A 19402-nucleotide genomic window follows, 5' to 3' on the forward strand; every position below is an offset into this window, starting at 1 on the left:
TCTTATATTATTGTATTATTTTTACTCTCTAACAAGCTTTATAGACTTTTTTCAAAGAACGACAACTTTCCATTTTATACCACAAACGAAACTTTTCCAAACAAGACATAAAATGAAAGAATTTTTGACTTTCTGTGCACAAAGTATCTGTTGGACATCTTATAGTTGTCAATATAATGTGATGCAGTCTAAAAAGACCAAATAACGTTGGAGATAATTTCAGCATGAAAAAAATTGAAGCCATTATAAAACCCTTCAAACTTGATGAAGTGAAAGAAGCGCTTCAAAAAATTGGATTACATGGTATTACAGTCACAGAAGCTAAAGGTTTTGGTCGTCAAAAAGAACATACAGAACTTTATCGTGGTGCTCAATATGTTGTTGATTTTCTACCTAAAGTAAAAATTGAAATTGTTGTTGCCGATGAAAAGTTGGAGCAAACCGTTGACGCAATACGTAAAGCAGCTCAAACAAAACATATCGGCGATGGGAAAATATTTGTTTTTTCCATTGATGATGCCATTCGTATAGGTACTGACGAATCCGGAATCGATGCCCTTTAATAAATGATAACAAATTTTACCTTTTTTATTCACCTCAATCCCACATAAGGAAATTGGATATGACAACCGCATCAGACATTATCAAACAAATTACAGATAACGAAATTCGTTTTGTCGATTTACGTTTTACCGATCCGCGTGGAAAGTTGCATCACGTCACAATGGATATCGCAGAAATCAGTGAAGATACATTTAGCGATGGTGTTATGTTTGATGGTTCTTCAATTTCCGGATGGAAAACAATTAATGAATCGGACATGGTCTTAATGCCAGATCCAGAAACAGCACATATTGATCCTTTTTTTGCACAATCCACTTTAGTCCTCTTTTGTGATGTGCTTGATCCTGTTTCTGGAGAATTTTATCGTAGAGACCCTCGTTCTATCGCCAAAAGAGCTGAAGTATATATGAAATCTTTAGGAATTGGCGATACAATCAATATAGGTCCAGAAGCGGAATTTTTTATCTTTGATGATGTACGCTATAAAACGGATCCCTATAATACTGGATTTAAACTGGATTCAAGTGAATTTCCCTCCAATGATGATACGGAATATGAGATGGGAAATCTTGGCCATCGTCCACGAATGAAGGGTGGTTATCTTCCTGTTCCCCCACTCGATTCTTGCCAAGACATGCGCTCTGAAATGCTCACGGCACTCAAAGATATGGGCGTTCGTGTTGAGAAGCATCATCACGAAGTGGCAGCAGGACAGCATGAATTAGGTATTCGCTTTGATACGCTTGTTCGTGAAGCCGACAAGATGCAAATTTTTAAATATGTTGTTCATCAAACAGCAAACAGCTATGGAAAAACAGCAACTTTCATGCCAAAACCAGTTTTTGGTGATAATGGCTCAGGCATGCATGTTCACATGTCTATTTGGAAAGATGGTAAACCAATTTTTGCAGGGAATGAATATGCTGGACTATCAGAAACCTGCTTATTTTTTATAGGTGGTGTCATTAAGCACGCAAAAGCAATTAACGCTTTTACCAATCCATCAACAAACTCCTATAAGCGTTTAGTGCCTGGTTATGAAGCGCCTGTTCTTCTTGCTTATTCTGCACGCAATCGTTCTGCATCTTGCCGAATTCCAATGAGTCATTCGCCAAATTCAAAACGTGTAGAAGTGCGTTTTCCAGATCCAACAGCAAATCCTTATTTAGCATTTGCAGCACTCTTAATGGCTGGTCTTGATGGAATCAAAAATAAAATTCATCCTGGACAGGCTATGGATAAAGATCTTTATGATCTTCCCTTAAAAGAGCTCAAAGAAGTTCCTACAGTTTCAGGAAGTCTACGCGAAGCACTTGAAGCACTTGATAAAGATCGTAGCTTTTTGAAAGCTGGCGATGTTTTTGACGATGATCAAATTAATTCTTTCATTCAAATAAAAATGCAAGAAGTTTTGCGTTATGAAACAACGCCTCATCCTGTCGAATTCGATATGTATTATTCTGTTTAAAGAATAATCAGTTATTCTTTTGACTAAAAATGAAGGATTCATCCTTCATTTTTGTGGATATTCTCCTCATCAGAAAACACAACTGGCTTTTTGCTTCTGTACTTTTCCTTTATAAGTCTAACTTGAATTCATTCAAATCAATTAATAAGGTTTCTAATGCGACGAATTTATCTCCTCTTTCCCATTTTTTTATGCATTGCCTTTATGATCTCTACAACTCAAGCTTCTAAAATTACAAATCAAAGACTTATAGACCTTGAAAAAGCAGCTTTTGCTTACAGCAAAGCAATTCAAAATGCTGATGCGAATGCTATCTTAAACGCAATTCCTCCCCAAATCATCAATAGCTTAACTGCCAAGAAAAATTTCAGTAAATCACAATTCCAACAAATCATGAGAAGCCAAATAGAACGGTTGGCAGAAAATTATAAAATTGAGAGTATTCACATCGACCAAAAACAAAAACGTGAAGGAGAACTTGATAATGGTATCCCTTATTTTGTTATACCTGTAGAATTTGTCACCACAACAAATTCTGGAAAAAAGTGCGCTATTCAAACTGAGGTTATTGCACTTCTTGACAACAACCATTGGTATTTTATTCGTGGTAATGATGAAGCAATCTTAAACATTACCAATGAAGCATTCCCAGGACTGGAAAAAATAAAAGTCAATCCCCAGAAAATTACAAAATACTCTGATTAAGAAAAATGGTGCGTATAAATAAAAGAAAACTTTTTCTTACAAACAAGTTGTCATGACTGTGACAGCAGCATTAAATTCGACTTTCTTATCAACACGACGCGCCATTGCTTCTTCATCAACGCCCCATTGTTCTATCATCCAATCTTCATCTAAATGAGCAATATTCCAAGCATGATCTGCATCAATTTTTCTCTCCACAACAGCAAAAGCAATAAGAGCTGACCCTGTTAAAGTTGTCATCATATGAAGTGCGGCAAGCATATAAGGAGAAACGAATTTACGGAGATAATTGCTAACCGCTTGAATAGCTTCCCGTGGTTGTTCAATATGCATAAGCCCTTCGGTCAAATGAAATCGTGCACCAAGTTTTTCTTCTACCCAATCCAATAAAGGATCCCACTGTTCACATTGCCGCTGTACCAACTCTTTTGGTGTTTGAGCACGATAAAAGATCATATCGCAGGCAACAAAACGCAATAAGCCTTCAAAAACAACCTGCATATCATCAGCTATACCATCAATAACAGTGTTAACAAGACGCGTCATTGGCATTTTTGCTGGATTAATAACTTGCTTTTGGCTTTCAAATTCCTCTGCCACTAATGTAGCGAACTCTTCTGTTGGTACAAAAAAAGGACGTTTTGCTGGTGTTTTCACTGGATATTCATCCAACCAGATAGAAAAACCTCCTTCTTCAGACAAAATCTTCACTTGCCTATAAAATCGTTTGGATAGTGGTTGGCATGAAAGTTTTTGAAACTTCTCAACAGAATGATTTTTATTCAAAGGTATATCAAAATGATTCAAAATTTCACGCATATTGTTTTACTTCCGTTATTTTTAATAGATTTACTGATTTTTCTAAATTTTATGTCCCACAATAAGATTTAATTGACTCCTCTTCCCCCTAAAGAAAAAACACTCATGATCTATTCTTCTGAATCTCTAATGAAACCATAAGATTACGAATGAAAGCACCGTTATTGTGGCAACAGTGTGCTTTATTGTTTATTGAATATTTTTTTGTATTGCTATATATAAAAATAGGTGAAGATAGAATAATAATGATTCAGTAACTATCAAATTTATTTTCCACAAAAAGAACTTTTATCATATATGTGAAAATTCAAATGAAAGAAATTAAATTACGACAAGGGCTGTATTCTTCATATTAAAATATGTTCCTCAATAAACCTAGAATTTGTACTAGTCATCGGATTATTCAACCATATATTATGGAGCACAAATTGATAGATTACAAGACCGATGAAGTGATCCATATAACAACAACACACGTTATTGAAAAAGAAAAAATTTCATAAAAATATTTTCTGCCAAAATTCAAGCCTTTGTGATCTCTCTCGTACGAGCTATTTAGCTGTTGTATTCGCTTTACAAACCGATCACACCAATCAAAGGTAAAGCATGACGAAAACATCACTCTTATTTTGTATAATGAAAGAGTTCATGAGCAAAAACTCGCTATGACGGAGAAAATATTTATAGTGGCTTAAAAGAATGCTTAAACAGAGAAATGTTGAAACCAAGATTCCCTAATCAATATTGGATCAGTCCTGGTTAATTCTTTAAAGGAGAGAAAATTACTTTCATGAAAGAATATAAAGTTGATCTTGAACATTTCACAAAATAGGAGAATTTCTGCTAGGCTTTGAATCTTCGTCTTTTATTTTTTGTTATTTTTTTATTTAATATACTATAGTATTTCTTTTAGGTACAAAAAGAAACTTTCCTCTTCTATCAGGATTGCAAATTCACGTAAAAATAACAAAAAAATCCGTTATAGAGTTATAGGCAATAACGCATTTAGATGCCCTGTAAGAAGTGTCTTTACCCTTAAAATCGAAGGGTTGTTCGTTTTTTCAATAAACGCGAGACTGATCGTATGATTTTGGTGAACGAACAAAGAGTTTGAAAAGCAGATAGTCTCTCCATATAAAAAGCATAGCAAAGCGACGTATAAAAATGGCAACACGCTGTCGTAGAGTGCTGTAGTGATTAAGTAAATATGTAAGCTTAATAAAAACAACAATTTTCCATAACGAAAATTATCCATCAATCCACAAAGTAGATGTAATCAACTTTACCGGACAAGGCTAATTGTGGACTATTGTTCAGTCAGTAAAAAGACAGATAAAAAGGATCATTGAGCATACTAATTAGGATCAATGGGATTATACGTGCCGTTATCTCTTCTCCACTCTTCTGGTGGATCAAACTGGCTAGACCACAATCCCACTTGTGCTTTTTGTGCTGCAAATTGTAAGTTTTTATAGTCCGCTGGAGAAGGAAAATGATTCTGATCTTTTGTCAAAACCATCATCCCTTCTGAAAGTCCCAAGCGAGCAAGGTCAACGCCATCCACAAAACACTGCGCATAATAAACCTGTTTTATAACACGCGCTTGCCGACAAGTGATCTCTTTATCAATTGTTTTTGACACAAGCCATGCCGTAACAAAAGCACCACATGGCCACTTAATTCCATTACGTGAAGCAAATTGCCGTGTTTCACAGGATTCAACACTATACAAATGGATATTTCGAACAATCTTTTTTCTCCAGCCCTCATCTATAGGCGTAATCATTTTAAAAGTAACACCACTTGTTACCTGTATAGCACCTGAATAGACAGGAACATTCTCATCATAAAATTGTGTTGATAATGATTCTGAATGCAAAAGCGTTCCTTGTCTATGAGATTGATCTGTCAATTTTAAATCCGGCTTTAAATTCGGTTCTTGAAATGGTTTTTCCACTATCATTTTGATGCTTTGCACAAAAGAATTTTGGTTCAAGTTTTCAGAATTTTGAATAAAATAAAAAGCACCAAAAACAATAATATAAATGAAAATCAAATATTTAAACGATGCACGAAGAGATTTTTTAAAAAGTATCATTTTGAATATTATAAATATTTGTGTTTATTTTAATAAAAAAGATAAAATACTATAAATTAAAACAGTAGCGCTCGTTGTTTTTTTAAATTATAAAAATTTTATATTTGATTCATTTATTAATGAATAGATTGGGAAATCTTTTTTTTTTAATTAATACGCGGGGACATTTCCATGCTAAAAATAAATAATCCGTTTACGGACGCTCGTTCTTTACAAAAATCAACCTTCTCGAATTCACAAAACAAATGGTTAACCACACTATTTATGTTGTTTATTGCATTTATAGCACTCAGTGAACCAGCATTTGCGCAAGATTTCGGATCAATTCAAAGCGCTCTTGATAAATTAGTGAATGCCTTAACAGGTCCCATTGCAAAATCGATTGCCACAATTGCTGTTGCTGGTGTTGGTCTTGCGTGGATTGCTGGTTATATTGAAATGCGTAAAGCTTTCTTTGTCTGCGTTGGCATTGGCATTATTTTTGGTGCACCGCAAATTGTAGCAATGCTTTCCAATAAGTAATTTTCACTCAAGCATTTTAAAATCATGAAAGAACGCGATAAGCTAACGGAAGATACGTTGTTTCTTGCCTGTACACGCCCTGCAATGATTGCAGGCGTGACAATTGAGGCTATGGGGTTAAACGCTATGGGGACACTGATATTGTTTATTATAACAGGCAATATTTTTCTTGTAACCTTTGGTATTACTGGGCATTTCATCTTCAAAGAAATTCTTAAGCACGACCATAATAAATTTCGTATTCTTTTGACGTGGCAAAAAACACGTGTTTTTGCCAGAAACGCTCATCTGTGGGGCGGTGCAAGTCTTTCTCCACTGCGATTAGTTCGCACTTATGAGGACTTGAAATGAACACCCTAGAGCGCAAGCGTGAAAAGCAGCCGGAAGCCATCATTCCTTATGTGCGCCATGTCAACAAACATGTCATCGCATTGGAATCTCGAGCCCTTATGACGGTTATTCAACTTGAAGGTATTAATTTTGAAACGGCTGATATTGCTGATTTAAATGTACTTCACGAACAATTAAATAACTTGTTTAAGAACATAGCTGATGAACGGATAGCAATTTACAGTCATATCATCAGAAAGCGTGAAACGATCTATCCAGATGGTACTTTCAGATCACAATTTGCCAAGCAGTTAGATGATAAATACCGTGAACGGATGGTTTCTCAAGAACTATATCGTAATGATCTCTACCTTTCTATTTTGTGGAATCCGCACGTTGACAAAGCAGACAAATTGGTTGATTTTTTCAAGCGTTTAGGAAAAGCGAAAGAAACAAAAACGGAAGTGGATCAAGAGTCTGTTCGCAAACTTGAAGACGTCACCACGGATATTATTCAAAATTTACAGCGCTATGGAGCTAAAAAACTTAGCCTTTATGAATATGAAGGCAATGTTTTTTCGCAACAAAGTGAATTTATTCACCAACTTGTTGGCGGGCGTCGTGAACGTGTTCCTCTAACCTGGGGGACTATAGCCTCCACTGTTTATTCAGACCGTCTTATTTTTGGAAAAGAGATTATAGAAATACGCCATGAGGCGGGTCGTCGTTTTGCTGGCATGTTTGGTTGGAAAGAATATCCAGCAAAGACCAAAGCTGGCATGACGGATGGTCTTCTCACTCTTCCTTTTGAGTTTATTTTTACCCAATCTTTTGTTTTCAAAAGCAAAAACATTGCCAAGCAGATTATGGGGCGCAAACAAAATCAAATGGTGAATGCTGGCGACCGCGCTGGATCACAAATTTTAGAATTGGATGATGCGTTAGATGATCTTGAATCCAACCGCTTTGTATTGGGTGAACATCACTTATCATTGGCCGTTTTTTCTGATACGCCGCAAGAGTTAGCAGATAATCTTGCCAAAGCCCGATCTCGTCTCACAGATGGCGGTGCGGTTGTTGCACGAGAAGATCTTGGACTTGCCGCTGCTTGGTGGGCACAATTGCCGGGCAATTATGCCTATCGCACGCGCTCTGGAGCGATTACAAGCCGCAACTATGCGGCACTTTCTCCTTTTCATTCTTTTCCAGTTGGGAAAATAGATGGCAATGCATGGGGACCAGCTGTAGCATTGATGAAAACCAGTGCCGGTTCACCCTTTTATTTTAATTTTCATTTTGGCGATTTAGGCAACACATTTGTTTGTGGCCCCTCTGGTTCTGGTAAGACTGTTATTGTCAATTTTCTGTTAGCGCAACTTCAAAAGCATGATCCCAATATGATCTTTTTTGATAAAGATCGTGGAGCGGAACTTTTTGTGAGAGCCGGTGGTGGCACTTATATGCCGTTGAAGAATGGTCAACCAACGGGGATAGCACCGCTGAAGGGGTTAGATTATAGCAATCCATCAGACAGAGTATTTTTACGGCAATGGATTACCAAACTGGTTTCAGCAGAAGGTCAAACGATTAGTGAATCAGAAAGGCAAGATATTTCTGCGGCGGTTGACCAATTAGCCTTGTTGCCTAAGGAACAACGCACGATTTCCGCCCTGCAAATGTTTTTTGATACCACCCATAGGGAAGGCATAGCGGGTCGTTTAGAGAGATGGTGTCGCGGCAATGCATTGGGATGGGTTTTTGACAATCCTGATGATGATATTGGCATTGATGCAAAATTCATTGGCTATGACATGACGGACTTTTTGGACAATGACGAAATTCGTCCTCCATTAATGATGTATCTTTTTCATAGAATTCTTTCTCTGATTGATGGTCGCCGCATTATCATTGTCATTGATGAATTTTGGAAAGCCTTAGAAGACGATTCCTTTAAAGCCTTTGCGCAAGATAGGCTAAAAACAATCCGTAAACAGAATGGTTTAATGCTTTTTGCCACGCAATCTCCGAAAGACGCCATCAATTCGACCATTGCCCACACCATTATAGAACAATGCCCAACACAGATTTATTTTCCCAACCAAAAGGGGAACCACGCTGATTATGTTGAAGGTTTTAAATTATCAGACAGAGAATTTAACCTCGTACAAACAGAATTAAGCCGGGAGTCACGGCGTTTTCTCATCAAACAAGGACAAAGTTCTGTTGTAGCAGAACTGAATTTACGGGGTTTTGATGATGAAATAGCCATTTTAAGCGGCACAACAAAGAATATTGAACTCCTAGAAACCATTATGGATGAAGTTGGTGAATCTCCAGAAAAATGGCTTCCTCTTTTTCAAGAAAGGTCAAAACAATGAAGAAACTTTTATTAGCAACAGCCCTTTGTGCAGTTTCGTTTGGATCTGAAGCAAATGCATTCTTAGGTGGTCCCTTCGATTACCGCATACTTATGCAAAACATAGAACAAGTTAGAAGATTGGAAGATCAAATAAAGCAAGGCACACAGCAGTTACAACAAGGGTTTGAGCAGCTTAATCAATTAAAGAGCCAACTCGATCAAATGAAACAATTATATAGTTCTTTAAATGTAAAACCTGACACATCGGCATTGCAAAAAATGTTTAACAAACAAGGGAGCAATGGCGCCCTCCCTTCTGATTTCAATCATTTTGAAAATTCGATCAATGGTAGCGGCGGTGGCAGTGGTGGCGGCAGCAAAAACGCTGAAAAGTGGAAAGAAAAGCTCTTATACAAAGAGCCATCAGGTGGAGCCGGTTCAAAAGCCGCCGTTGATGCTTTTTATGAACAAGAAGTTAAAAAAGCACAACAAAGCATGATAGGACAAGCCTCAACAGGGCAAGCCGTTTATGAAGAAGCAAGTGAAACACAAAAAACCATTACAAAACTTCTGGATGAACTTGGCAGTACTGAAGACGCCGGTAAAATTCAAGGCATTCAAGCACAATTAGCGGCAATACAAGCAAAACTCCAAACCCAAGTCTTACAAATGCAAGCCAACGCCATGATTCAACAAGCAGAAGACAAAGCCAGAGAACAACGTGAAACGGAAGAATTTAGAGCACGATACAGAGCTTTTGCCAAACAATTCCGTGGTCAGTAAACGAAAAAAGAGGGAAAAATCATGAAAAAGACGATTATCGCCACATTACTCCTATGCACTGGGCTTATCGCTGCTGGTTGTGAAAAGACCTACAGCGTAGCGGAACTTAAAAAAGATAAAAAACTGATGGAAGAGGTATTAATGAAATGTTTGATATCAGGGGATATCAGTACGCAAAATTGTAAAAACGCAGAACAGGCTGAATTGGAAACCCGTAAAAAATGGGGAAGCTTTGGCTCTACAAACAGCGATAAACAAGAATCTGAAAAACAACAGGACAATAAGTAAATCATGAAAAAGACGATCATTACCACATTGCTCCTATGCACTGGGCTTATCGCTGCTGGTTGTGAAAAGACCTACAGCGTAGCGGAATTTAAAAAAGATAAAAAATTAATGGAAGAATGGGGTGCTAAATGCGGCTTCGCAGGAACTTCAAAAAATTGTGAAAACCTAAGATTAGCAGCAGCCGAGCTGGATAGGGAATATTTTCATAATCTTGCAAAGAAATTTCGTGGAGACGATCAAGAACAAAAAGACGCTGAAAAACAACAGAACAATAACTAGATTATAGAAAACATTTATGGCAAAAAAGATGTTTTCGCCCTAGATTTATCATCATTTGCTACAAAAAGTGATAGTGTAGCTAAACTTTAAAATTATATTCAAACTTTGTAAAATTGAAAGAAGGGGAATAAACCATGAAAAAGCCGATCATCACCACATTGCTCCTATGCACTGGGCTTATCGCTGCTGGTTGTGAGAAAACCTACAGCGTAGCGGAATTTAAAAAAGATAAAAAATTAATGGAAGAATGGGGTGCTAAATGTGGCTTCGCAGGAACTTCAAAAAATTGTGAAAATCTAAGATTAGCAGCAGCCGAGCTGGATAGGGAATATTTTCATAATCTTGCAAAGAAATTTCGTGGAGACGATCAAGAACAAAAAGACGCTGAAAAGAAACAAGACGATAACTAGATTACATTTATGGCAAAAAGATGTTTTTGCCCTAGATTTATCATCATTTGCTACAAAAAGTGATAATGTAGCTAAACTTTAAAATTACGTTCAAACTTTGTAAAATTGAAAGAAGGGGAATAAACCATGAAAAAGACGATCATCACCACATTGCTCCTATGCACAGGGCTTATTGCTGCTGGTTGTGAAAAGACCTACAGCGTAGCGGAATTAAAAAAAGATCCAAAATTGATGGAAGAGTGGATTGCTAAATGTGGCTTCGCAGGAACTTCAAAAAATTGTGAAAACTTAAGATTGGCACAACTTGAACTTGAAAAAGAATATGATGCACAAGCTGCAGAAAGAGCCCGTCAAGATGATGAAAAGTATCGTAAAGCAATGGAAAAAACTAATGCTGAAATAGAAGCCGATATTGCAAGAATGAAAGCTGCACGAGAAGCCAAAGAGCGCGCTCAAGCTGAACGAGAAGCACAAGAACAATCCGAAAAGAAAGAAAAATAAATTATCAAAAGAATGGGGGCTTTTTAAGCACCCTCACGCAAGTATCAAAACACACAATAAATAGCGGAGCATCTAAATGGCAACGGTAGCAGAAACCAAAAACATATTCACTGATATAGACAATATGTTGATGAAGCCTCTTACAGAGACAATGAATACCGTCATTACAAATCTTTCATCGTCTTTAGGTGCTCCGCTTAAAATATCTTGTACTCTATACATTATATTTATGGGATACAATATCATTTATGGGCGTTCTTCCATACCCTTATGGGATTTTATAGCAACAACTTTCAAACTTGGCATCATTGTTGCACTCGCGACAAAAGCTGCTACCTACAATACGTGGGTCAAGGATATATTTTTCAATGATCTGCCGAATGCCATTGCAAATGTCACACAAGGAGCAACAAACTCAGGTAACAATGTATGGGACAATATGCTCAACCAAGCTGCTGCACACGTTTTTGATGCAGCAGACAAAGCAGGATTTTTTTCATTGGGTAAGTTTCTTGCTGCATGGATTGCTGGTATCATCTGCCTAATGATTGCTACCTTTTTTTGTATAATTGGTTTTATTGTCTCACTAGTGGCTAAACTTGGTTTGTTTCTTGTCATATCAGTGGGACCACTTTTTATAGGCCTCTATATGTTTTCATCAACAAGGCGTTTTACAGAAGCATGGTTAAATCAAACAGCAAACTTCATCATTTTACAGGTCTTAGTCGTTATACTTGGTAATCTGTATGTCAAGATTTCGATAAATGTTTTTTCAAGAGGTCTTAACGATATCATGGTTTCTTTAATTCAATTCTTGGTTGTTGGCCTTTGTGGTATTTACCTTTTCTTCCATTTACCTGGCATTGCTTCTGCTTTAGCCTCTGGAGGAGCTTCCCTTACCGGAGCAACAAAATTAGGTGCAGACACAGCAAAAACGGCTTGGAAAGGTGCTCAAAAGTTAGAAAAATTTATGGAAAAAATGGCAAGATACCTGTTTAAGAAAGGATAATAGAAGAGTGTTAAAAAAAATTGGGGCAATTTTATCGCTTGTCCTCTTAAGCGGTTGTATGTCTTCATCACACACCTTGAAGTCACTACCAAAATGCGATGGCTATTCTAAGCGACCATTAAACAAATCAATGTGGAATTGGGAAGGGAAAAAACCCTCCCCCACTCCTGTCATCATCAGTAACAACACAGACATAAAACCACCCCCTCAAGAGGGTGTTTTCAAAGCCCTTGTGGCACAAAAATTAACCGAAGAAGAAAGAGAATCCTACAAAAATTGCGGGCAAAAAGCATGAAAGAAAAAGACCTAGAGCAATATATTGCTGAAGCGCGCTTGTTTGATCAAGACCGGATGATAGCCTCACGCCGCATCACCCGCGCTTCACTCGCCATCGCTGCTATAGCCGTGACAGTCGCCACCCTCTCTTCTTTAGCGGTCATAACACTCACCCCCCTCAAAACGGTGGAACCTTTCGTTATCCGCGTCGACAATTCAACAGGCATTGTCGAAGTTGTCAAAGCCCTAGAAGAAGGACCGACAAATGTCGACGAAGCAATCACGCGCTACTTTGCCGCAAAGTATGTCCGTTCTCGCGAAGGCTTTGAAGCCGAAGAGATACAAAACAACTTCCAAACGGTCTCCCTGCTCTCTTCTCCTGAAGAACAGACAAGATTTGCCAGCTGGTATGGAGCACGAAACCCACAAAGCCCCCAAATTCTCTATAAAAACGCCATCGCTACAATAACGATAAAATCAATCTCCTTCATCAATCAAGATGTCGCACAGGTACGTTATTACAAAACCGTTCGTGATAATGATAATAGAGAATCCATCACCCATTGGGTTGCAACACTCACCTTTGAATACACCAACGCCCCCATCTCCGTACAAAATCGCCTCATAAATCCTCTTGGCTTTATTGTTAGTGAATATAGAACAGATCCAGAAGTGGTCAACTGATCCATGAAAAAAAAACTCCTTTTTCTCTTTCTCAGCACTATTGCCTTTTCTCCCACTTATTTGGGCAATGCAAGTGTTTTTCCCACCCGCGCTCCAAACGACAATCGCATTCGTTTTATCAACTATGACGCCTACAATGTCACAAAAATTATTGGCTCGATACGCTCATCCGTACAAATAGAATTTTCTGCCAATGAAGAAATAGCCCACGTCGCTATTGGCAACAGCGTAGCATGGGAAGTTGCTCCAGCTGGCAACATTCTTTTTCTCAAAGCCCGTGAAGTGCAACCTATTACCAATCTGCAAGTTGTCACCACACGCCGTGATGGCTCAAAACGTTCTTACCAATTCGAACTCACGGTGAAAGATGGAGAAATCGCATCTGGTAATGAAACCTATTTCCTTGTCAAATTCCGCTACCCACAAGATGAAGCGGAACAAAGAAGAATAGAAGCACTCTTGCGACAAGAAAAGAGACAAGCACAACGTATTGATGGTCTCTTTGATACTTATGAACAATATGGACCACGCAATTGGGCTTATACCGCTCAAGGGTCCATCACTCTTGAACCATCATCCGTTTATGACAATGGAAAAACAACAACTTTTACATTTCCAAACAATCAAGAAATCCCTGCTATTTATATTATAAACAGTGACGGTACAGAATCCCTCGTTCCCAAAACCACCAAGGGCAATATGGTCATTGTCCATGCAATTAGCTCCAGATTCACGCTAAGATATGGAAAAAATGTTTTATGCATTTTCAATGAAGCTTACCAACGACAAGGTTCAAATCCAGGAACAGGAACAACTTCACCATCTGTTGAACGCAAAATCGCATCAGATCTTTAAAACAGCGGGAATTGAGGGGAATACATTATGAGTGATAACGGTGAGACACACATTGAAGATCGTGGTGCGATTGGGGATAATAGAAATAATACCTCAAAAAGCCTAGGAACAAAAATCGTTGTTATTATAGTTTTCTTAGGATTTTGTTCCTATGTCCTCTGGAATATCTTCTCGACCCCAACATCAACAAAAGACACAGCAAAACCGCATAAGAAAGCGACACAAAACTTTCATAATTCACTCGCCCCTTTAGAATTAGCACCCCCAAATCCCCAAGCAAAAATAGGGCAAATTGTTTTACCACCACCACAACCACTCACACCAGAACCGAAAAAAGATGATCCCCTCCTTGATGCAGCAAGACGCGCTCCAGTTTTAGCTTTTGGCAATGATTCCCAATCTAAATTAAAGGATTTCGTAAAAAATAATTTTGCTAGCACCCTCGAAAAGTTTAACCCGCTTGAAAAACTAAATGCCCTAGAAAGTCTTAAAGACACACAAAGTTTTACAGCTCTTTTAAAACCCACAAAAACAGAAGAGACAAAGGCAAGTCTCATCGGCAATAGAAACTTTATCATCGCCATGGGAACATCAATCCCCTGTATATTAGAAACAGCCTTAAACAGTGATCAACCAGGATTTGCAAGTTGTATCATTAACCGTGATATCCTCTCTGATAATGGTCGCGTTGTTCTACTTGATAAAGGAACGCAAGTGGTAGGCGAATACCGAGGAGGAATAAAACAAGGGCAATCCCGCCTCTTTGTCCTTTGGACAAGAGCAAAAACACCAAATGGTGTCATCATTCCCCTTGCCTCACCAGCAACCGACAGTTTAGGCAGAGCCGGTTTTGATGGCAACATCAACACCCATTGGTGGGAACGCTTTGGTTCAGCCCTCCTACTCACCGTTATTGACAGCGCTTCAGCAACCTTAACAAACAGATTGACAAACAATTCCAACGCAGCAGGTGCCAACAACTCTGGAGGCGGAGGTTTCGGCGGCGGAAATCTTGGAGGAGCAAATAATCTTGGAAAAGATACAGCAAGTGTTGCTCTTGAAAATCAAATCAACATCCCGCCTACCCTAGAAAAATTTCAAGGAGAACTCGTCAACATCTTTGTAGCAAGAGATTTGGATTTTTCATCAGTTTATAAACTAGCTATAACAGAGAGGAGGAATAAAATTTTTCCTCGCTCTATTCCAAGAAATTTCTTCCTCCATTCTCAAATTCGGCAAAAATAAATTATGGCAACAACAAAAAATTCAGAACGCGCATCAATCGTTTTAACGAAATTAAAAATATTAGAGAAATATCTGAATGATGAAAATTTATTTGAAATTGTTATCAATCGTCCTGGCGAAGTTATCGTGGAAAGCTCCAATGGTTGGCAAACCCATATCCTAAAAGAACTAACCTACGGCGAACTAGAAGGAATTGCAAAAGTTGTTGCGGCTTATACCACACAAAAAATCAGTGTAGAAAATCCCGTCCTCTCCGCCACACTTCCCAATAATGAACGCATACAAATTGTCATGCCTCCTGCCGTTGCAGTCAATACGATCAGCATGACAATTCGTAAACCTTCATCACGAACCTTTTCTCTTGAAAGTTTACACGAAAACAATCTGTTCTCCGTCACAGGGAAGGTCAGTTTTACACCCATCAACCAAATGATTAAACGTGTAAACGAACTTTCTGATACGGAAAAAGAGTTAACAGATTTGTTTGTTGCCAAAGATTTTTGTAATTTCTTAGAGAGAGCCGTTATTACCCAACAAAATATTTTGATATCTGGAAAAACCGGTTCGGGTAAAACAACACTCTCCAAAGCTTTAATTGCAAAAATTCCCGAATATGAACGAATTCTCACCATTGAAGACACTCCAGAACTGGTCGTTCCGCATTCAAACAAAGTGCAACTCTTTTATTCAAAAGACAATCAAGGGCTGGCAAAAGCAGGAGCAAAAGAACTCCTTGAATCTGGATTACGTATGCGCCCCGATAGAATCCTTTTACAAGAGCTTCGGGATGGTACAGCTTTTTACTATATCCGCAATGTTAATTCCGGTCACCCCGGTTCAATCACAACTGTTCACGCATCAACCGCACTTTCTGCCTTTGAACAAATGACTCTCCTTGTAAAAGAAAGTGATGGTGGTTCTAGTTTAGCACGTGATGATATCCGTGGTTTATTAATTTCTATGATTGATGTCATCATTCAATGCAAACGCCTTGAAGGAAAATTTCGCGTGACAGAAATTTATTACGACCCCTTTAAACGCCGAGATGCTTTCTAAAAACAACCAAAACCCATTAAACAAATCCACACACGTTCCTGTGTATGTTCAAATCGTAATATTGACCACTCATTTTACAAATTAAAAATCAATCTAGCTCACTACATTCAATAGATATTCCAAAACCGCACCAATCTCCTCTTCAATGAATAATCTCTGTATCGTAAAGGTAACGGCTCTCTCTGTTGCAAGAACAGTATTATTTTTTTGATTTTAAATCTTTTCACGTGTCAGAATTACACTATATACAAAAAACAATAAATTCAATATCTTATGTATATTTATTTTGTTTATTCCTCCCATCACAATCCACACTTTCACGCATGTTTCAATTGTCCATTTTTTATAACCAATTGCCATGTATAAACAGAGCACAACAAGAAAATCATGTGACGAATATAATACCGCATATGAGCATTAGAAAACCGCTATCATCATAACAGTTCATAAATTTTACAATACGCCTTTATCACAACAAATCGCATTGTTAAAACGTTGTCGTTTGAACTTATCATAACAAAAATTACACTGGCTTAAAGATCATGCCTTCTTTTGAAGATTAAATTGATATCGCATAAAGAGATTACAGTCTCCAAAAAGAGGGAAAGCTAAATCTAAAGGTGTTATCAAAACATCCTCATAATACCGTACCGCCTTTTAAAAAACCATAGTTTAAAACTGTCTATAAAGACTGCATAAAAGGATTTTGAAAAAATATCAATTGATATAATTTTTTTAATTTAGAAAATACTCAATAGCTATCTATAGATACAGATCATCCCAACAAGGAATGGAAACCATCATGTTATGTCGTATCAAATAGAAGGACTTTTAATGCTCTAACGCAGTTAGATATCAAAAGCTGTTTTGAAATTTAGAGTTTACAAAAGTGATAAAATTAAATTTGGATTGCATAGATAAGATATTGATTTATAATAATAATTCACTGTTTTGCATGTTGAATGAGAGCCCCGAATATCCTAAGATTCTCTCATTTCAAACCTGCTTATGTTGAATCAATCAAAATCATCCCCTTGCACGTAACAAGTGGGATTATCGTGTGGATAGAAAACATTTAGAAAGGAGCAAAAACGCCTTTAATGAATCGTCTTAATGCAAGAGCTGTCACAACATTGGGGGCTGGTAAATATAATGATGGTGCCGGCTTGTTACTTCATAAGCGTAAAGATGGGGGTGCTCAATGGATTTACCGATATACCATTCATGGACGACGCCGTGAAATGGGCTTGGGGGCTTTAAGAGACGTCTCTTTAAAAAAAGCCCGTGAATTGGCAACTGGGTGGCGTTCTGTTCTTCGTGAGGGTCGTGACCCCATTAAAGAACGTGATAAACAAAAGCGTGAGGCAATGCGTAATCTGCATTATTTAAAAGATATTGCTTTAGATACTTTTGAAAGCCGTAAAACTGAATTAAAAAATGATGGTAAAGATGGAGATTGGTTTTTACCTTTAAAACTTCATATTCTCCCTAAGTTAGGCTGTCTCCCTATTTCAGAGATTACACAAACTGATATACGCAATACACTTGCTCCCATTTGGCATACAAAAGCTGGAACAGCTCGAACGGCATTGATGCGTCTTAATCTTTGTTTCAAACATGCTGCTGCCTTGGGATTGGATGTTGATTTACAAGCAACAGAAAAAGCAAAGGCTCTCTTAGGAAAACAACGCCATAAAACGCAAAACGTACCAGCAATGGATTGGAAAGATATACCAGCTTTTTATAAAACACTTTGCGAAAAAACAACCATACCACAACTGGCTTTGCGTCTGCTTATTCTGACAGGTGTTCGTACATATCCTTTGCGTCATATCCATAAAGATCAAGTTGATGGTGATATATGGACCATCCCTGCTGAAAATATGAAAGGAAGGCGTGATGCTACAACAGAGTTTCGCGTGCCTCTATCAAATGAAGCATTAGAAATTTTGAAACAAGCGCGTTCGCTATCTCGCAATGATTTCTTTTTCTCTGCATCCGGTCGTGGTCCCCTTGCTGAGAATTCTATGTCACAATATATGAGAAAAACTGGACTTGATGCCTGTCCGCATGATTTTCGTTCTAGTTTACGCGACTGGTTAGCAGAAACAACCGATGCTCCTTTTGAGGTAGCAGAAACCATTCTAGGTTATACAGTCGGGGGTAAAGTAGAACGTGCCTGTCGTCGTACTGATTATTTAGAACAGCGCCGTGTTTATATGAATAAATGAGCGGCTTATGTTACAGGTCAATCTTAAAAGATGGGGTTTTGTACCCCATCATTTCTTCATTATCTGTGGATAACTTTCTCTCTTCGTTCTCTCATTTTTGCTCAATAAGACTCATAAATTATCAAATGAGAAAATACATCATAAATTACTGTTTTTTATAAATAAACTTACTTTGCAATCTCAATAAAATATGGTTAATAAATACTTATGTTTTGTTAATATTTGTTTAGATTGAAAGGATCAGTTATGACTGAAAATGATGTTCTTCTTACAGACCGTGAAAGTGCACAATTATTGCATATTTTAGACATCTCAAAAATGAGAACTCTCTCTTTAAAATAAGCAGAGAAAAGTTAAGAAAATCATATCATTAAACATCAATGTTTAAAGAGAATTATACAAAGAGCACGCATCAAAATTTAGAGTGGTTAATTTTGCCAACTCAAAATTGAACCGGCTTATTTAAAAGAAGTTACCTTTAGTAAGGAAAGAAATAAGTTTATGATAGACTCTTTAAAGGAATGTTTAAGCGTTTAAAGCCATCAAGAAAGCAATAACATTATAGGTTAAAAATTGCGTTCTAAAGAATATATATTTATAAGGATGAAAAGCTGGTATTGATCATCACCCCAATGATCACTTTCTATTGAAAGCATTTTCTTATAAAAAAACTCATACGCTTAGAATTAACAATAGATCAACTTTGAAGTCTTTAATTTGAATGCTCATATGCGTTATACTATTTGCTACATGTTTTGATCTTTATGCTCTGTTTATACATGGTAATTATTCATAAAAGTGTGGATTCTGCTGGAGAAGTGAACAAAATAAAAGCACGTAATGTATTAATTTAATTGCACTTTTACAATATGATATCTACTGTCCCTCCGATGTTTGAAATTTTACATGACTTATATCAC

At 37.5% G+C, this 19402-nt stretch carries 20 protein-coding genes; 18 read left to right on the forward strand and 2 right to left on the reverse strand.

Features of this window, described 5'->3' with window-relative positions; genetic code table 11:
* The first annotated feature begins 224 nt into the window (after positions 1-224).
* From AC0QT4_RS06820 to AC0QT4_RS06830, 3 genes are all read left to right on the forward strand, one after another.
* Positions 225-563: a P-II family nitrogen regulator gene (locus AC0QT4_RS06820; RefSeq protein ID WP_473200971.1), complete on the forward strand. Its 339-nt coding sequence runs from the start codon at positions 225-227 to the stop codon at positions 561-563.
* A 59-nt stretch (positions 564-622) separates the two neighbouring features.
* Positions 623-2032, forward strand: coding sequence for a type I glutamate--ammonia ligase (glnA, locus tag AC0QT4_RS06825; protein ID WP_473200972.1), 1410 nt, complete (start codon positions 623-625; stop codon positions 2030-2032).
* Positions 2033-2188: 156 nt separating this feature from the next.
* Entirely contained in the window at positions 2189-2737 is a 549-nt protein-coding gene (locus AC0QT4_RS06830) for a hypothetical protein (RefSeq protein WP_473200973.1), read from the forward strand.
* A gap of 36 nt (positions 2738-2773) precedes the next feature.
* Here AC0QT4_RS06830 and AC0QT4_RS06835 read toward each other — a convergent pair whose 3' ends face one another.
* Together AC0QT4_RS06835 and AC0QT4_RS06840 are read right to left on the reverse strand one after the other, a co-directional pair.
* On the reverse strand, positions 2774-3556 hold the full coding sequence (locus AC0QT4_RS06835) for an ATP12 family chaperone protein (protein ID WP_473200974.1): 783 nt from the start codon (positions 3554-3556) through the stop codon (positions 2774-2776).
* A gap of 1354 nt (positions 3557-4910) precedes the next feature.
* The gene (locus tag AC0QT4_RS06840) at positions 4911-5654 is read right to left on the reverse strand and encodes a nuclease (RefSeq protein WP_473200975.1); all 744 of its coding nucleotides are present in this window, start codon (positions 5652-5654) and stop codon (positions 4911-4913) included.
* Positions 5655-5825: 171 nt separating this feature from the next.
* Here AC0QT4_RS06840 and AC0QT4_RS06845 point away from each other — a divergent pair, with 171 nt between their 5' ends.
* The 15 genes from AC0QT4_RS06845 (at position 5826) to AC0QT4_RS06915 (ending at position 18482) form a co-directional block, all read left to right on the forward strand.
* On the forward strand, positions 5826-6176 hold the full coding sequence (locus AC0QT4_RS06845; RefSeq protein WP_473200976.1) for a TrbC/VirB2 family protein: 351 nt from the start codon (positions 5826-5828) through the stop codon (positions 6174-6176).
* 24 nt (positions 6177-6200) lie between these two features.
* Entirely contained in the window at positions 6201-6527 is a 327-nt protein-coding gene (locus AC0QT4_RS06850) for a VirB3 family type IV secretion system protein (RefSeq protein ID WP_473200977.1), read from the forward strand.
* Positions 6524-8884, forward strand: a complete 2361-nt coding sequence (locus tag AC0QT4_RS06855) for a VirB4 family type IV secretion/conjugal transfer ATPase (RefSeq protein WP_473200978.1) — start codon at positions 6524-6526, stop codon at positions 8882-8884. The genes AC0QT4_RS06850 and AC0QT4_RS06855 overlap by 4 nt, the downstream gene beginning before the upstream one ends.
* Positions 8881-9648, forward strand: coding sequence for a TrbJ/VirB5 family protein (locus AC0QT4_RS06860; protein WP_473200979.1), 768 nt, complete (start codon positions 8881-8883; stop codon positions 9646-9648). The genes AC0QT4_RS06855 and AC0QT4_RS06860 overlap by 4 nt, the downstream gene beginning before the upstream one ends.
* Before the next feature lie 21 nt (positions 9649-9669).
* The gene (locus AC0QT4_RS06865; protein WP_473200980.1) at positions 9670-9936 is read left to right on the forward strand and encodes an EexN family lipoprotein; all 267 of its coding nucleotides are present in this window, start codon (positions 9670-9672) and stop codon (positions 9934-9936) included.
* Between the two features lie 3 nt (positions 9937-9939).
* A complete protein-coding gene (locus AC0QT4_RS06870; RefSeq protein WP_473200981.1) occupies positions 9940-10215 on the forward strand; it encodes an EexN family lipoprotein in 276 nt (91 codons plus the stop codon).
* Between the two features lie 134 nt (positions 10216-10349).
* Entirely contained in the window at positions 10350-10625 is a 276-nt protein-coding gene (locus AC0QT4_RS06875) for an EexN family lipoprotein (protein ID WP_473200982.1), read from the forward strand.
* Positions 10626-10751: 126 nt separating this feature from the next.
* Positions 10752-11126, forward strand: coding sequence for an EexN family lipoprotein (locus AC0QT4_RS06880; protein WP_473200983.1), 375 nt, complete (start codon positions 10752-10754; stop codon positions 11124-11126).
* A gap of 76 nt (positions 11127-11202) precedes the next feature.
* The gene (locus AC0QT4_RS06885; protein ID WP_473200984.1) at positions 11203-12135 is read left to right on the forward strand and encodes a TrbL/VirB6 family protein; all 933 of its coding nucleotides are present in this window, start codon (positions 11203-11205) and stop codon (positions 12133-12135) included.
* A 58-nt stretch (positions 12136-12193) separates the two neighbouring features.
* Positions 12194-12430, forward strand: a complete 237-nt coding sequence (locus AC0QT4_RS06890) for a type IV secretion protein VblB7 (RefSeq protein ID WP_473201015.1) — start codon at positions 12194-12196, stop codon at positions 12428-12430.
* The gene (locus tag AC0QT4_RS06895; protein ID WP_473201016.1) at positions 12427-13095 is read left to right on the forward strand and encodes a VirB8 family type IV secretion system protein; all 669 of its coding nucleotides are present in this window, start codon (positions 12427-12429) and stop codon (positions 13093-13095) included. Before AC0QT4_RS06890 ends, AC0QT4_RS06895 begins: the two co-directional genes overlap by 4 nt.
* A gap of 3 nt (positions 13096-13098) precedes the next feature.
* Positions 13099-13950, forward strand: a complete 852-nt coding sequence (virB9, locus tag AC0QT4_RS06900; protein WP_473200985.1) for a P-type conjugative transfer protein VirB9 — start codon at positions 13099-13101, stop codon at positions 13948-13950.
* A 27-nt stretch (positions 13951-13977) separates the two neighbouring features.
* On the forward strand, positions 13978-15195 hold the full coding sequence (gene virB10 / locus AC0QT4_RS06905; RefSeq protein WP_473200986.1) for a type IV secretion system protein VirB10: 1218 nt from the start codon (positions 13978-13980) through the stop codon (positions 15193-15195).
* 3 nt (positions 15196-15198) lie between these two features.
* Positions 15199-16251: a P-type DNA transfer ATPase VirB11 gene (gene virB11, locus AC0QT4_RS06910; protein ID WP_473200987.1), complete on the forward strand. Its 1053-nt coding sequence runs from the start codon at positions 15199-15201 to the stop codon at positions 16249-16251.
* Between the two features lie 1100 nt (positions 16252-17351).
* Complete coding sequence (locus AC0QT4_RS06915) at positions 17352-18482, forward strand: tyrosine-type recombinase/integrase (RefSeq protein WP_473200988.1); 1131 nt, start codon at positions 17352-17354, stop codon at positions 18480-18482.
* The last annotated feature ends 920 nt before the right edge of the window (positions 18483-19402 follow it).

The sequence above is a fragment of the Bartonella sp. EBT8 genome (assembly GCF_055796165.1).

Excerpts from the sequence above, each read along its gene's own strand:
- AC0QT4_RS06885 (WP_473200984.1), top strand. The coding sequence starts at position 11,203 with ATGGCAACGGTAGCAGAAACCAAAAACATATTCACTGATATAGACAAT.
- virB9 (WP_473200985.1), top strand. The coding sequence starts at position 13,099 with ATGAAAAAAAAACTCCTTTTTCTCTTTCTCAGCACTATTGCCTTTTCT.
- AC0QT4_RS06870 (WP_473200981.1), top strand. The coding sequence starts at position 9,940 with ATGAAAAAGACGATCATTACCACATTGCTCCTATGCACTGGGCTTATC.
- AC0QT4_RS06830 (WP_473200973.1), top strand. The coding sequence starts at position 2,189 with ATGCGACGAATTTATCTCCTCTTTCCCATTTTTTTATGCATTGCCTTT.
- AC0QT4_RS06895 (WP_473201016.1), top strand. The coding sequence starts at position 12,427 with ATGAAAGAAAAAGACCTAGAGCAATATATTGCTGAAGCGCGCTTGTTT.
- AC0QT4_RS06865 (WP_473200980.1), top strand. The coding sequence starts at position 9,670 with ATGAAAAAGACGATTATCGCCACATTACTCCTATGCACTGGGCTTATC.
- AC0QT4_RS06855 (WP_473200978.1), top strand. The coding sequence starts at position 6,524 with ATGAACACCCTAGAGCGCAAGCGTGAAAAGCAGCCGGAAGCCATCATT.
- AC0QT4_RS06850 (WP_473200977.1), top strand. The coding sequence starts at position 6,201 with ATGAAAGAACGCGATAAGCTAACGGAAGATACGTTGTTTCTTGCCTGT.
- AC0QT4_RS06835 (WP_473200974.1), bottom strand. The coding sequence starts at position 3,556 with ATGCGTGAAATTTTGAATCATTTTGATATACCTTTGAATAAAAATCAT.
- virB10 (WP_473200986.1), top strand. The coding sequence starts at position 13,978 with ATGAGTGATAACGGTGAGACACACATTGAAGATCGTGGTGCGATTGGG.
- AC0QT4_RS06875 (WP_473200982.1), top strand. The coding sequence starts at position 10,350 with ATGAAAAAGCCGATCATCACCACATTGCTCCTATGCACTGGGCTTATC.
- AC0QT4_RS06840 (WP_473200975.1), bottom strand. The coding sequence starts at position 5,654 with ATGATACTTTTTAAAAAATCTCTTCGTGCATCGTTTAAATATTTGATT.
- glnA (WP_473200972.1), top strand. The coding sequence starts at position 623 with ATGACAACCGCATCAGACATTATCAAACAAATTACAGATAACGAAATT.
- AC0QT4_RS06860 (WP_473200979.1), top strand. The coding sequence starts at position 8,881 with ATGAAGAAACTTTTATTAGCAACAGCCCTTTGTGCAGTTTCGTTTGGA.
- AC0QT4_RS06845 (WP_473200976.1), top strand. The coding sequence starts at position 5,826 with ATGCTAAAAATAAATAATCCGTTTACGGACGCTCGTTCTTTACAAAAA.
- virB11 (WP_473200987.1), top strand. The coding sequence starts at position 15,199 with ATGGCAACAACAAAAAATTCAGAACGCGCATCAATCGTTTTAACGAAA.
- AC0QT4_RS06880 (WP_473200983.1), top strand. The coding sequence starts at position 10,752 with ATGAAAAAGACGATCATCACCACATTGCTCCTATGCACAGGGCTTATT.
- AC0QT4_RS06820 (WP_473200971.1), top strand. The coding sequence starts at position 225 with ATGAAAAAAATTGAAGCCATTATAAAACCCTTCAAACTTGATGAAGTG.
- AC0QT4_RS06890 (WP_473201015.1), top strand. The coding sequence starts at position 12,194 with ATGTCTTCATCACACACCTTGAAGTCACTACCAAAATGCGATGGCTAT.
- AC0QT4_RS06915 (WP_473200988.1), top strand. The coding sequence starts at position 17,352 with ATGAATCGTCTTAATGCAAGAGCTGTCACAACATTGGGGGCTGGTAAA.